18 protein-coding genes and 1 pseudogene are annotated in these 14337 nt (G+C 30.3%); all 19 read left to right on the top strand.

The window, feature by feature from the left end; translation table 11 throughout:
- The first annotated feature begins 280 nt into the window (after positions 1-280).
- The gene (locus tag RH95_RS05995; RefSeq protein ID WP_010246012.1) at positions 281-877 is read left to right on the top strand and encodes a sigma-70 family RNA polymerase sigma factor; all 597 of its coding nucleotides are present in this window, start codon (positions 281-283) and stop codon (positions 875-877) included.
- Positions 878-891: 14 nt separating this feature from the next.
- Entirely contained in the window at positions 892-1368 is a 477-nt protein-coding gene (locus RH95_RS05990; RefSeq protein WP_010246009.1) for a peptidoglycan recognition protein family protein, read from the top strand.
- Positions 1369-1450: 82 nt separating this feature from the next.
- Positions 1451-1672 (top strand): DUF1659 domain-containing protein, encoded by a 222-nt coding sequence (locus RH95_RS05985; RefSeq protein ID WP_010246006.1) that lies wholly within the window; start codon positions 1451-1453, stop codon positions 1670-1672.
- Between the two features lie 46 nt (positions 1673-1718).
- Entirely contained in the window at positions 1719-1934 is a 216-nt protein-coding gene (locus tag RH95_RS05980) for a DUF2922 domain-containing protein (RefSeq protein WP_010246003.1), read from the top strand.
- A 2-nt stretch (positions 1935-1936) separates the two neighbouring features.
- Complete coding sequence (locus RH95_RS09360; protein WP_010246000.1) at positions 1937-2083, top strand: YvrJ family protein; 147 nt, start codon at positions 1937-1939, stop codon at positions 2081-2083.
- A gap of 606 nt (positions 2084-2689) precedes the next feature.
- Positions 2690-2953, top strand: a pseudogene (tnpA, locus tag RH95_RS09810) (IS200/IS605 family transposase); the annotation flags it as partial.
- Between the two features lie 200 nt (positions 2954-3153).
- A complete protein-coding gene (gene nadA / locus RH95_RS05975; RefSeq protein WP_010245994.1) occupies positions 3154-4071 on the top strand; it encodes a quinolinate synthase NadA in 918 nt (305 codons plus the stop codon).
- A 1-nt stretch (position 4072) separates the two neighbouring features.
- Positions 4073-5335, top strand: a complete 1263-nt coding sequence (locus RH95_RS05970) for an L-aspartate oxidase (protein WP_010245991.1) — start codon at positions 4073-4075, stop codon at positions 5333-5335.
- Complete coding sequence (gene nadC, locus RH95_RS05965) at positions 5307-6152, top strand: carboxylating nicotinate-nucleotide diphosphorylase (protein ID WP_010245989.1); 846 nt, start codon at positions 5307-5309, stop codon at positions 6150-6152. Before RH95_RS05970 ends, nadC begins: the two co-directional genes overlap by 29 nt.
- Positions 6153-6159: 7 nt before the next feature.
- A complete protein-coding gene (locus tag RH95_RS05960; protein WP_010245986.1) occupies positions 6160-6669 on the top strand; it encodes a transcription repressor NadR in 510 nt (169 codons plus the stop codon).
- 86 nt (positions 6670-6755) lie between these two features.
- Entirely contained in the window at positions 6756-6947 is a 192-nt protein-coding gene (locus RH95_RS05955) for a hypothetical protein (RefSeq protein ID WP_010245983.1), read from the top strand.
- A 201-nt stretch (positions 6948-7148) separates the two neighbouring features.
- Positions 7149-8075: a substrate-binding domain-containing protein gene (locus tag RH95_RS05950; RefSeq protein WP_010245980.1), complete on the top strand. Its 927-nt coding sequence runs from the start codon at positions 7149-7151 to the stop codon at positions 8073-8075.
- Between the two features lie 10 nt (positions 8076-8085).
- Positions 8086-9003 (top strand): phosphate ABC transporter permease subunit PstC, encoded by a 918-nt coding sequence (gene pstC, locus RH95_RS05945; RefSeq protein WP_010245977.1) that lies wholly within the window; start codon positions 8086-8088, stop codon positions 9001-9003.
- A complete protein-coding gene (gene pstA / locus RH95_RS05940) occupies positions 8996-9877 on the top strand; it encodes a phosphate ABC transporter permease PstA (RefSeq protein WP_010245974.1) in 882 nt (293 codons plus the stop codon). Before pstC ends, pstA begins: the two co-directional genes overlap by 8 nt.
- A gap of 1 nt (position 9878) precedes the next feature.
- Positions 9879-10634, top strand: a complete 756-nt coding sequence (gene pstB, locus RH95_RS05935; RefSeq protein ID WP_010245972.1) for a phosphate ABC transporter ATP-binding protein PstB — start codon at positions 9879-9881, stop codon at positions 10632-10634.
- Positions 10634-11263 carry a phosphate signaling complex protein PhoU gene (phoU, locus tag RH95_RS05930; protein ID WP_010245969.1) on the top strand — a complete coding sequence of 210 codons (630 nt, stop codon included), beginning with the start codon at positions 10634-10636 and terminating at the stop codon, positions 11261-11263. Before pstB ends, phoU begins: the two co-directional genes overlap by 1 nt.
- Positions 11264-11267: 4 nt before the next feature.
- Positions 11268-11948 (top strand): response regulator transcription factor, encoded by a 681-nt coding sequence (locus tag RH95_RS05925; protein WP_010245966.1) that lies wholly within the window; start codon positions 11268-11270, stop codon positions 11946-11948.
- 2 nt (positions 11949-11950) lie between these two features.
- A complete protein-coding gene (locus tag RH95_RS05920) occupies positions 11951-13639 on the top strand; it encodes a sensor histidine kinase (RefSeq protein WP_010245964.1) in 1689 nt (562 codons plus the stop codon).
- A 187-nt stretch (positions 13640-13826) separates the two neighbouring features.
- Positions 13827-14337 (top strand): hypothetical protein (locus RH95_RS05915; protein ID WP_010245961.1); only part of this gene is annotated, 511 nt, incomplete at its 3' end.

Genomic DNA, 14337 nt, shown 5'->3' with positions numbered 1-14337 from the left:
TTATAAGACTTGCCATTTTCTTATAAACTTTTTTTTTATAAACATATTAATTTTTACAGATGTATTTAATCTAATTCGTTAACTCCTTTATTAAATAAATACTTATCTTTTTCTTTCGCACTTATTGTTAAATTGACTCTAGACATATAATCAAATTCTTATAGGGGATAATTGTAAGTTAACTTATATGTAATTTATTAAAAATAAGTTTAAATATATGTTTGACAAAGTAAAACAAAAGTTTTATAATAAAATTACATTAACAATAAGGAGGCATTAAATGAAGAATAATAGTTATGAAGATTTTAACAGAGTGCTAAATTCTGCTCTTGTTGGGGAAGAGAGATCAAAGGTGAAACTTGTAAACATGCTAGATCCACTAATTAAATCGTCAATAAAAAAATATTGCCCTATTAAAAGGGAGTATGAGGATCTCTATTCTGACGGAAGAGCAATGATACTTTTTTCTATTGAAACTTTTAACCACAAGAGCAATTTTTTGCATTTTGTAAAGTTAAATCTCAAATATTTTTATCTTGATACATATAAGTATCTTTTAAATGTGGAAAATGACATAAGAGAGAGCGAGGTAAAAAATGATAATAGTGAGGAAGGTGAAATTACTGTTTTTGATACTCTAGACAGTGGCATAGACATTGAAGGAGATTATATTTATAGGGAGAGGGAGGGAATTTTAAGAGATGCGATGAATTATCTTAGTCCAAGGCAAGGTCTTGTTGTGAGATTATTTTATTATGAGAGGATGAGTCTTTCTGAGATTGCAGATTTTCTTGGTATTTCTGTGAGGACTGTGGTAAATCTAAAGTCAAAGGCCATAGAAAATATGAAGAAGTTTGTAGGTGTTTATTATGATTAATTTAGGAGGTTTTTATGTTAGTTGAAAAGAAACTTATTAAGTTTAATTTTGTGCCAAGACGTGGCATGGTGAAGCCTGTTTTTATTGTTGTGCATGACACAGGAAATACTAATGTTGGGGCAGATGCTCTTAATCATTATAAGTATTTTAATGGTGGAAACAGAAATGCTTCTGCTCATTATTTTGTAGATGACAAAAGGATAGTTGAAACTGTTGAAACTACTAATGTTTCTTGGCACTGTGGAGATGGGCATGGCAAGTATGGAATTACAAATAATAATTCTATTGGTGTTGAGATTTGCGTAAATAGTGATGGTGATTACGAGAAGGCACTTGAAAATGCTAGAAAGGTAATTAGATTTCTTATGGATTTTTACAATATTCCCCTAAGTAAAGTTGTGCGTCATTTTGATGCGTCACACAAGATTTGTCCTCGTTCTATGAGTGCAAATAATTGGGAAAAGTGGTGGAAGTTCAAAGAAAGTTTGTAATTAAAAAATTTTTGAACTTTTTTAAAATTAGGATAGTAACTTTTCACCTTTTTTTCTATATACATAATAGGAGGTGAAAATAATGGCTGTTAAAACTTTAGAAACTAAGTGCAAACTTAGAACTGTTGTATCAGATGATTCTACTGGCAAAGTTAAGAGAAGAAGTATTACTGTTAGAGATATAAGTCCTAATGCTAATAATGAAAATCTTTTAAAACTTTCTATTGATCTTAAAAAATTAGTAGAAGGAGATCTTGCTGGCACTGTAAAAGTTGTTGAAGAATCTCTAGCTGAAGAAGCTTAATTATTTTGTGTAAGTTGTAAATTTGTTATTGAAGGAAGGAGAATTTATGGATATTAAAAGAAATTTAAGACTAAAACTTGCAGACAATGATGGGAACAAATACAATCTGAATATTTCAGATCCCAGCGAAAATGTGTCCAAGGCACAAACTGATCTCGTTGGAAGTGACATTGTAGACAACGGATTAGTTATGGGAAAAGCTGGTCCTTTAAAATCTTATAGTGGTGCAACTATGATCACTACAACTGAAAAGGAAATATGATTATGGAGGAATTAATCTCAACTATTTCAAATATAGGATTTCCCATTGCAATTTCTTGTTATCTCTTGGTGAGGCTAGAGAAAAAGATGGAAGAGTTAAATGAAGCAATTGTCGAGCTGAAAAATGCTCTTGAGAGATTTGGCAAATAGCCATCAAAATAATTGATTTAAATCAAATTTTATTATTAATAATTTAAATTATTGTACATAGGGCTTAGGCCTATTTTTTTTGCAAATTTTTTACATAAAAATGTCTGTTAGAGATTTGCTCCCCAACAGATATTATAGAGCCCAAATTAATGATATATGGGTTATGTCTTACAGCTTAAACCATATATTTTTTATGGTAAAAACATAAAAAAATTCTCAATCTAAAATTATCAAAGGTAGAGTTTGCTATGGAGGTCTTGACTTATCACCGACAAAAGAATTAATGAAACTTATACTTGAAAGAAAAATTGCCATTGAGGTCATCCAGTTCTAAGGTGGATGATGGATAATATCTTTATACGAACTGATCCTGCTGGAAATATAAAGACAGACAAAGAAAAAACCACAGAAAAGATAGTCGGAGTTATCGCTACAATTATGGCTTTTGATAGGCGATAAAATGTGGGAATGATACAAGTGAATCGGTTTATGACGATGGAGGGTTGATAGTGTTTTAATGTCGCCATTTTTGATTTATCATACATAAATTTAGTAAAATGGCGATATTAATCTCGCCAACATTGATTTATATACGCCAATTATGGACACATATTACTAGAAATACCACCAAAGTTAAGCATATTGAGTTTTATTGGATTTTTAAAAGGGAAAAGTAGCATAATGATATATGAAAAATGGGACAGCTTAAAATATAAATACAATAGAAGAAAATTTTGGTGTCGAGGATATTATATAGACACAGAATACAGGAACACAAAAGCAATAAAAGAGTATATTTAGAATCAGCTCAAGGAAGATGAATTGAGTGCTCAGATAACAATGGATAACACAGCCCCATTTAAGAGTTAGCGAGTAAAAATTGCAAGCGGTAAACAAAAAGCAACTTTGAGGAGTAGCTAGTAAAAAAGGTTATTCGGACCGCAAAGTCAAAACTACCATCTACGCTATGGATTTTTATTTATAAATTTAACTGTATATACACTTGACTTGTCTAATCTTAGCTTTTGTAATATAATTTTATTCAAAATTTATTAGGAGATAGGATAAAATTGAAAGATTTAGAAAAGTTAAATTTTGATGAAAAATTAGAAAAATTAAAAAAATTAAAGGAAGAAGGGGACGCAGTTATACTTGCACATTATTATGTAAATGAAGACATACAAGCCATAGCTGATTACATAGGAGATTCTTTTTTTCTAGCTCAAAAGGCAACTGAGCTCAAGAAAAGGACAATAGTTATGGCAGGAGTTTACTTCATGGGCGAGAGTGTAAAAATTTTAAATCCAAGTAAAACTGTATTGATGCCAGATATCGGAGCAGATTGCCCCATGGCACACATGATAAGTGTCGAAAAAATTAAAGAGATGAGAGAAAAGTATGAGGATTTGGCAGTTGTAACCTATATAAATTCTACTGCTGAAATTAAAGCTTATTCAGATATTTGTGTGACATCTTCAAATGCTGCAAAAATTGTAAATAAATTAAAGGAAAAAAATATATTTTTTGTACCAGATAAAAATCTTGGCAACTACATAAAAAAATCTTTGCCAAATAAAAATGTTATTTTAAATGATGGTTGTTGTCCTGTTCACGATGAGATAGATGTTAATGATGTGAGAGCTTATAAGGGAAAGGTTAAAATTTTAGCTCATCCTGAATGTAGAAAAGAAATTTTAGACTTAGCTGACTTTATAGGATCTACAAAGGCTATTATAAAGGAATCAGGTAAGTATGATGATGTATTAGTTGTTACAGAGGAAGGAATTTTTACTGAGTTGAAGAAAAAATATCCAAATATTAATTTAAGAAAATTGAAAAAAGAAGCAATTTGTAACGATATGAAAAAGCTAACTGTTGATAAGGTTATTAGAGCAATTAAAAATAATGAAAATCAAGTCGAAGTAGATAAGGAAATTAGTAAGAGAGCTTTAATACCGCTAAAAAGAATGTTGGAGCTAGGTGCATAAGATGAAAAAATATGACATTTTAATAGTTGGATCAGGATTGGCAGGGGTTAGCACAGCCTTAGAATTAAGCAAAAACTATAAAATTGCCATTGTGACCAAGAAAAAGTTAGAAGATTCAAATTCATATCTCGCTCAAGGTGGTATAAATGTGTTAAAAGATGAATCTGACAGAAAAGCTTTTATTGAAGATACAATGAAGGCAGGTCACTACAAAAATAATTTGCAAGCTGTGGAAAAAATGGTAGATATGTCCAAAGATGCAATAAATTTTTTAGTTGACCTTGGGGTTAAATTTACTATGAAAAATGGAGACTTTGATTATGCAAGAGAAGGAGGTCATTCTGTCGCGAGAGGTCTTCATATAGAGGATGAAATAGGTAAGGGAATTTTAGATGTTCTCTACAAAAGGCTTAGAGAAAGAACTAATATAGATATATTTGAAGATACACCAATCGTGGACTTAATTGTAAAGGAGGGTAAATGTTATGGTGTAAAATCTTGTGATAAAATTTTTATTTCTACAAATGTAATTCTTGCAACTGGTGGACTAGGTGGGATTTTTGATAGGAGCACAAATTTTTCTCATATATGTGGCGATGGATATGCCATGGCTATAAAAAATGCTGTCAAATTAAAGGATATTTCCTATATTCAGTTTCATCCTACTTCTCTCTACGAAAAAGGGACAGAGAGACAGTTTTTAATTTCTGAATCTGTAAGAGGCGAAGGTGCTCTCTTATTAAACCACAAGGATGAGAGATTCACTGATGAAATGAAACCTAGGGATATTGTGTCAAAGGCAATATTAAGGGAAATGGAAAAAGAAAATGTGGACTTTGAATATTTGTCAATGAAATCACTAGGTGAGGATAAAATTACAATGAGGTTTCCGATGATATTCAATGAATTAAAAAATAGGGGAATAGATGCAAGATATGAAAATGTTCCTATTGTCCCATGTCAGCATTACACTATGGGCGGTATTGAATGTGACATGAATGGAAGGACTAATATAGAGGGGCTCTTTGCGGTTGGAGAAGCTGGCAATGTCGGTATTCATGGCTCAAATAGACTTGCTTGCAACTCACTTTTAGAGTGTGTAGTTTTTGGAAGACTTTTGGCAAATTATTTAAATGTAAATAAACTTGAAGATAGGGAAATAGATTTTCAAATAGATAAGGAAAAAATTGATGGAGAAAAATATTCTAAGATTATTTTTGAAAGGATAAGAGAAGATGAGAGAGCTAAAGCCAATAGTAATTGACAAGTTTATTATTTGTGCTCTAAGGGAAGACATGACTAATGGTGATATTACTACAGATGCAATTTTAAAAGATGAAATGGCAGAAGTAAGTTTATTTTCAAAAGATAGAGGAATTATTGCGGGTCTTGATGTATTTAAGCGTGTATTTGAAATATTAGACGAAGATGCAAGTTTTGAATTTAATTTTTCTGATGGCGATGAAGTTAATAAATTTGAATTAATAGGAAAAATAAAGGCAAAAGCTAGGGCAATCTTAGAAGGGGAAAGAACTGCTTTAAATTATTTGCAGAGGATGAGTGGGATTGCTACTTATACTAGAAAAATTGTAGATACCCTTGATAGTGATTCTGTAAAGATTTTAGACACGAGAAAGACTACACCAGGCATGAGAATTTTTGAAAAATATGCAGTAACTCTTGGGGGTGCTTATAATCACAGATATAATTTGTCTGATGGAATAATGGTAAAGGACAATCACATAGATGCAGCTGGCGGAATAAAAAATGCAGTTGAAAAAGTAAGAAGAGTAAATCCCTTTGTCAAAAAAATAGAAGTTGAAGTTGAAAATTTTGATGAACTAAAAGAAGCACTAGAAGCAAAGGCTGATATAATTATGTTAGACAACATGAAGATATCAGAAATAAAAGAAGCTTGCAAGATTATTAATAAGAGGGCGATAATCGAGTGTTCTGGTAATATTAGCCTTGAAAATATTAACAATTATAAGAACTTAGACATTGATTATATTTCATCTGGTGCCATAACGTACAAGGCTGGAGTACTGGACTTATCTATGAAGAATTTAAAAATTTATTGAGGGAAATATGAAGGAACCAGAAATACGAAGAGATGAACTATTAAAATATCTATTTGAAAACCAAAGACCAATATCGGGAGAAAAATTGGCAGAAAAATTTGAAGTTACTAGGCAAGTAATAGTTCAAGATATAGCAATAATTAGAGCTAGCGGAAATAATATTGTTTCAACTAATAGGGGTTATTATCTAAACGAAGAGAGAACTCAAAAAGTTTTCAAAGTTAAACATAACGATAGAGAAATAAATAAAGAATTAAATGCAATTGTAGACCTTGGTGGAAGAGTAAAAGATGTAATAGTCCACCACAAAGTTTATGGTGAGATAAAAAAAGACTTAAACTGTTCATCTAGGAGAGATGTAAAATTATTCTTAGAAAAGATGAATGAAGAAAAGTCAAAGCCCTTGGATGTTTTGACTGGTGGAGTTCACTTCCACACAGTTGTCGCAGAAAATGAAGAAATAATTGAAGAAATAGAAATTGTTTTAAAAGAACTTGGATTTTTAATAGAGGATTAATAGACTTATCGAATGTCATAGTAAATGTCTTTGATGTGAAACATATGGAAATAAAGTCTTTTTAGATGTACCAGCAGAGATAAGAGATGAGAGAAGTTATTAATGTTGTTTATAAAGACTTTTCTGAATATAGAGCTAGCGGAGTCTTTAAATATGGTGGAGTAAATTATAAGACTAGTAGTACAAATTATATTCGACTAGCAACTCAACCAAAAGAAGAAGTGAAGTATGTTAAAACTCAAAAATATAATGTAGCAGAAGAAAAACTAAAAGTTTAGTTATGAGATGTGCCTTCTTTACTGGCAAACAGTAAGGAGGGCATTTTATTTTATAAATTTTACAAAATTTCACCAGTATTTCACACATTGTAAAATATTTTACACAGAATTTACAATTGTTATCTTTTCAATTTACAAATTATTCCTATAATAACGTTGAAATTAAGAAATTATTTTAAAATTATTGAAAGGATGAAGGTAATGGAATTAAAAAAGATTGGTAAAGTTGGAGTTATTCTTACACTTGCAGCTTCTCTTGTAGCTTGTGGAGGAAATAACAAAAAGGAAGAAACAGCAAATTCTACTAAGGAAAATGCAAAACAAGAAGAATCTGGAAAGAACGCAGCTGATCTTGGAACTATTAATGTAATTTCAAGAGAACAAGGTTCTGGTACTAGATCTGCTTTTACTGAACTTACTGGCGTGCTTGTAAAAGATGGTGATAAAGAAGTTGACAACACTTATGAAGAAGCTGCAGTTGAATCTTCTACTGATGCAGTTCTTACGACTGTACAAAATGACAAAGGATCTATTGGGTATATTTCTCTTGGATCACTTAATGACGATGTAAAGGCTGTTAAAGTCGAAGGAGTTGAAGCTACTCCAGAAAATATTAAATCTGGAGATTACAAACTTGCAAGACCATTTAATGTTGCTTACAAAGCTGATGTAGATGAAAAAGCAAAAGATTTAATTACATTTATTATGTCAGACGAAGGTCAAAAAATTTGTGAAGAAGAAGGTTATGTTGGAGAAAAAGCTGGAAAAGCTTATGAACCAATTGACAGCGATGCTCACATTACAATAGCAGGATCTACTTCAGTTACACCTCTAATGGAAAAGCTTGCTGAAGCTTACAAAGTTAAAAATCCAAATGCTAAAATTGATATTCAATCTAATGGTTCTTCTGCTGGTATGACTGCTGCAATGGAAGGAACTGCTGAACTTGGAATGGCTTCAAGAGAACTTAAAGATGAAGAAAAGAAAGAACTTGAATTCACAGTTATAGCAAGAGATGGTATTGCAGTAATTGTAAATAAAGACAATGACGTTGAAGATTTAAGTATGGATCAATTAAAAGACATCTTCACTGGAAAATTAACTGAATGGTCTGAAGCAGGAAAGTAATTTATAAGGAATGAAAAGAATGGAAGATACTAATAAAAAAGTTCTCCATAAAGAAAATCAAAGAAAATCATTTACAAAGGAAGAAGTATTTAAATATTTCTTCCTAATTTGTTCTATACTGTCAATTTTTTTCTTACTATTGATATGTGTATTTATTTTTAAAGATTCTTTTGGTTTTATTGCAAAAATTGGAGGAAAAAACTTTTTACTAAATGACAGTTGGGCACCTATGAATGTGCCACCAAGTTATGGAATACTCCCAATGATTATAGGATCGGTTATGATAACTTTCTTGTCATGTGTGGCAGCTGTTCCTATTTCAATTATGGTTGCTTGTTACTTGGCATTTGACTGTCCAAATAAAATTTATAGAATTTTAAAGCCTGCACTAAATTTAATGACAGGAATTCCATCAATTGTTTATGGTTTTTTTGCTCTAACAATTATAGTGCCAATCAATAGATCGATTTTTGGTGGAACTGGTATGAATATGCTTTCTGCAGCGATTTTACTTCTCATTATGATCTTGCCAACAATTATTTCTATGGCAGAATCATCTCTTAGAACTGTTCCAAAATCTTTTTATCAAGGATCACTTTCACTTGGAGCAACTCACGATGAAACTATAACAAGGGTAATGGTGCCTGCGGCCAAATCAGGTATTTTTGCAGGTATTATTCTTGGAGTTGGACGTGCAATTGGCGAAACAATGGCGGTTATTTTAGTTGCAGGAAATCAAACTAGACTTACGTTTAATCCACTAAAAGGAGTAAGAACTATGACTACTAATATAGTAATGGAAATGGCTTATGCAGCAGGCGAACATAGACAAGCTCTTATAGCAACAGCAGCGGTTCTATTTATATTTATTCTTATTATAAATCTTGGATTTTTTATCTTAAAGAATAGGAGTGAAAACAATGGTTAAATATGTTACTATTGCTATTTTATTAATAATAATTGCTGCAGTTAGTTTTCTTCATCATGCAAAGGGATTGTCTTTTTATAGAATTTTTACAAGGCTTTTTTCTGGTATGACTTTTGCAGTTCTTGTGTTTATAGTTCTTTTTGTTGTATTAAAGGGTGCGATGTCCTTTAGACCAGAAATGCTTTCTTTTAAATATACTACGGAGAATGTTTCAATGGGACCTGCTATTGTAACTACACTTTTGACAGTTTTGCTTGCAATTTTATTTGCATCTCCAATTGGAATTTTTACAGCTATATTTTTAGTTGAATATACGGATGTTGAAAATAAACTTGTAAAGGCAATTAGACTTGCCACAGAAACTCTTGCGGGAATTCCTTCAATTGTATATGGACTTTTTGGTATGCTATTTTTTGGACTTAAACTTAAACTTGGATTTTCAGTAATTTCAGGTGTTTTGACAGTGTCAATAATGATACTACCAATAATAATGAGGGCAACAGAAGAGGCTCTGAAATCTGTTCATCCATCAGTTAGACAGGGTTCCTTTGCACTGGGAGCAGGAAAGTTAAGAACGATTTTTAAAGTTGTACTTCCAATTGCAATTCCAGGAATTTTATCTGGAATAATTTTGTCAGTGGGACGTGTAGTAGGAGAAACGGCTGCGCTAATGTACACTTTGGGAACTTCGACATCAATGCCAACATCTTTAAATGTATCATCAAGAACTCTTGCGCTTCATATGTATGTACTTTCATCTGAAGGGAAACATGTTGGAGAAGCATATGCAACAGGAATGGTACTTTTAATACTTGTTCTTATTATTAACTGGTCATCAACAAAGCTTGCAAATAAATTAAGTGAGGTAGAATAAATTGAACTCAAAAATGAAAGTAGAAGATTTAGATTTATATTATGGAGATTTTCAAGCTCTTCACAATATAAACCTTGATATAAGAGAAAATGAAATATTATCTTTTATAGGGCCTTCTGGATGTGGAAAGTCAACCTTATTAAAATGTTTAAATAGAATGAATGACTTGGTTGTAGGTTGTAAAATAGACGGAAAGATAACTCTAGATGGTGAAGATATTTATAGAAAAAACTATGATGTAAATAAACTTAGAAAAAGAGTGGGGATGGTTTTTCAACAACCAAATCCATTTCCAATGAGTATTTATGAAAATATTGCTTATGGACCAAAAACGCATGGAATAAAAAACAAATCAGAATTAGATGAAATAGTAGAGTCATCACTTAAACAAGCTGCCATTTGGGAAGAAGTAAAAGACGAATTAAATAAATCTGCACTTTCTCTTTCAGGCGGACAACAACAAAGGCTTTGCATAGCAAGAGCAATTGCAGTAAATCCAGAAGTCATCTTAATGGATGAGCCAACTTCTGCTCTTGATCCGATTTCTACAGGAAAAATTGAGGATTTGGCACAGGAATTGAAGGAAGATTACACAATTGTAATGGTAACTCATAATATGCAACAAGCATCAAGAATTTCTGACAAAACTGCCTTTTTCCTTCATGGTATTATTGTAGAGTATGGAAACACAATAGATGTATTTACAAATCCAAAGGAAGAAAAGACAGAATTATATGTTACAGGAAGGTTTGGCTAATGAGAAAAAAATTTGACGAAGAACTTAGACATTTAAATAATTTACTTTTAGAAATGTCCATGTTAATAGAAAGTTCTATAAAAAAAGCAATATCTTTGTTAGATGAAAAGGATGAAAAAGTTGCAGAAGAAGTTTCAGATTATGAAGAAAGAATAGATGTCTATGAAGGAATCATTCAAAAGCAATGTTTAAGACTTTTTGTTGAACAACAACCAGCAGCAGGAGATCTTAGAAGAGTTTCAGCTGCTCTAAAGATGATTACAGATATGGAAAGAATTGGCGATAATGCAAGAGATATTGCAGAAATTTGCATGGTTCTTCCAGATGATTATGATACAAATAGGTTTCCTCTTGTAAAACAGATGGCAGAGGCGACTATTAACATTGTAAATAATTCTATTGATTCCTTTGTAAATTTAGATATTGATTCTGCAAATAAAATAAATGAAGAAGATGACGAAGTAGATAATTATTTTGTGATGATAAGAGATGAATTAATTGATATAATTAAATCAGATTTTGACCCTGCAGCTGCTATTGACTTTATAATGATTGCAAAATATTTGGAAAGAATTGCAGATCACGCTGTCAATATTGCTCAGTGGGTAATATTTTCTATAGAAGGATGATTTAATGCTTATTTATGTTGTTGAAGATGATACTTCCATTTTAAAACTAATAGAATATTCTCTTAGAAGTAAGGGTTATGAAGTGAATTGTTTTGAAAATGGAAATGACTTTTTTGAAAAATTAAACGAGAAAAAGCCAGATATTGTACTTCTTGATATAATGCTTCCAGACATTGATGGAATTGAGATTTTAAAGAGATTAAAAGAAAAAGATGATAATGAAGATATCTGGGTAGTTATGATCACTGCGAAGACTTCTGAGTATGATATTATATCTGCACTTGATAGTGGTGCTGATGATTATATTAAAAAGCCTTTTTCAGTAATGGAACTTTTGTCGAGAGTTGGGGCAATTGCAAGACGAGCAAGTACTAGTGAAAAAGATAAAAACATCTTAGAATTTAATGGAATTGTCATGAACAATTTAAAGAGAGTTGTTACAATAGATGGCAAAGAAGTTGAGTTTACTTTTAAAGAGTATGAACTTTTAAAATATTTAATTTTAAATAAAAACATTGTAATATCTCGTGAAAAACTTTTGAATTATATTTGGGGATATGATTATGAAGGCGAAACTCGCACTGTGGATATGCACATAAAACTTTTAAGAGATAAATTAAAGGAAAAGAGAAATTATATAAAGACGATTAGAGGCGTGGGATACATGCTTTCAGCAAAGGATTAGAAATGAAAAAAAGATTTTTTAAATATCTTCTTGGAATTTCTCTTTTAACACTTTTTCTCTCTACAATAGCTTCAATGTTTATTTATTATTCTGTATATGTAGATAGATCCAATAAAGATCTTTCAAATATTGTAATGTCAATTGGAGAAACTTTAAACAGAATTGATGATGATGAAGATTATTTAAAGGACTTGGCAAAGAAAAAGAGGGATTTTAGAATTACTCTTATAAAAGAAGACGGAGATGTCATTTTTGATTCTTCAAAAGATCCCAAGCTTTTGCCAACTCATAGCGATAGACCAGAAGTTATTAAGGCAAAGAAAAGTGGATTTGCATCAGTTGAAAGATACTCTAATACTCTTTCAAAAGACCTTTATTATGTCAGCTTGAAACTTGATGATGGAAATATAATAAGAGTTTCAAGAGAAATGGATAATCTTTTGGGAGCATTTACTAAAGTTCTTCCAATAGATGTAATTATGTCCATTTTAGTTTTTATAGTTGCAGCACTAGTGTCAAAAAGACTAACTAAAAAAACTTTTGAACCTCTTAACAATCTTAAAGAAGATCTGACGAATATAAATACTGAAAAATTTCCAGAAATTAGTCCCTTTATAAATAAAATAAACAAACAAAATAAAACAATAAAGGATAATTATAAAGAGATTAGAAGAGAAAGGGATACAATTGATACCATTTTGAAAAATATGAAAGAGTCACTTATAATAATCGACGAAAATAAAAATTTACTCTCTGTAAATAATTCTGCAAAAGAACTTTTTAATTCAAAAAGAGAATTAATTGGAGAAAATATTTTAAATTTAATAAGAGATGACGAACTTTTAAAATTAATAGACGATGCTCTTATGGGTAAAAGCGTAGAGTCCATTACAAATATTGGAAATAGAGAATTTAAATTCTATGTAAATCCAGTTTTCGAAGATAAAAAAGTTCGTGGCGTAGTGATTTTACTTATTGACGAAACTGAAGAAATTAGAGCATTAAGACTTCGTGAAGAATTTTCTTCAAATGTTAGTCACGAGCTTAAAACTCCACTTACTTCAATTTGTGGATTTTCTGAACTTTTAGTAAATGGAATGGTTGATGAAGAAAATAAAAATGAATTTTACAAATTGATTTATGACGATTCAAAAAGACTTTTAAATTTAATTGAAGACATAATGAAAATTTCTGGATTAGAAAGTGACGAAGCTTTCTCAAGAGAAGAAATTGATTTAAGGGAACTTATTTCAGATATTTTAAAAGCACAAAGAAACTTAATTGAAGAAAAAAACATTTCTACAAAAGTAACAGGAAATGGAAAAGTCTTTGAAAATAAAACCATGATGTGGGAACTTTTTGCAAATATTATCAACAATGGACTCAAGTATAATAAAGACAATGGGAAATTAGATGTAAAAATAGATGAAAGTGAAGAAAATTATGAAGTGTTGATAACAGATACAGGAATAGGGATTCCTTCAGAAGATCTTTCAAGGATTTTTGAAAGATTTTATCGTGTTGACAAGTCTAGATCACGAAAGATTGGGGGAACTGGACTTGGACTTTCAATTGTAAAACATGTCTTGCAATCAATTGATGGCAAGTTAGAAATAAGTTCTAAACTTGGAATGGGAACTAGTTTTAAAATAATTTTGAAGAAAAATAGAGATAAAATTGAAAAAGAATAATAAAAAAAGGCTGGCTTGTAATAGTCAGTTTTTTTGTTGTTTCTATAATTATGATTAGTAGTAAATCTCCAGTATATATTGTTAAATAAAACGATTGTTTTTTGGTATAATTAAAATGTATTAATTGATTAACAAGTACTTGTTTTTAATTTAGATAATAGCATATTTTATATAAATAGAGGATAAAATGAAAAAACTAATTGATTTAAATTATAAAAATTTAATAAGATCAAAATGGTTTTTATTCTTTTATGGAATTAGTATCTTTACCTTTGTTTTTTATATAGTAATTTTAGATTTTTTTAATAATTCAAACTTAGTAAATTTCATGAGTATAACTCTATTTAGACAAATGGTTTGTTTTGTAATTTGTTTTTTTATAGGTGCTAGTGAAATTTTAAAAAGTGAAGATGTTGAGTTATCTTATCCAATTTCTATTGCTAAAATGAGATTAGCAAAGTATATATCTATACTTTGCTTTTCCATATTTTATATAATTATAGATATAGCATTTGTTTTACTTTCTGGATATATTCTAAAATATGATTTAGCATATTTACTTAATATAGTTTTGGATATAATAATTATAGATTTTTGTTTTATAAATTTGGCGATAATTTTAGGACTTACTACAGCAAGTATATTTAGGTCAAAACATTGCTATATAATGATTGGTATTTTTTTGTATATTTTTAGTC

The sequence above is a fragment of the Peptoniphilus rhinitidis 1-13 genome, from assembly GCF_000246925.1.
GTDB classification, from domain to species: domain Bacteria; phylum Bacillota; class Clostridia; order Tissierellales; family Peptoniphilaceae; genus Peptoniphilus_A; species Peptoniphilus_A lacydonensis.
The sequence above is the reverse complement of the archived record's forward strand: the minus strand, read 5'-3'. Positions and strand labels throughout refer to the sequence as shown.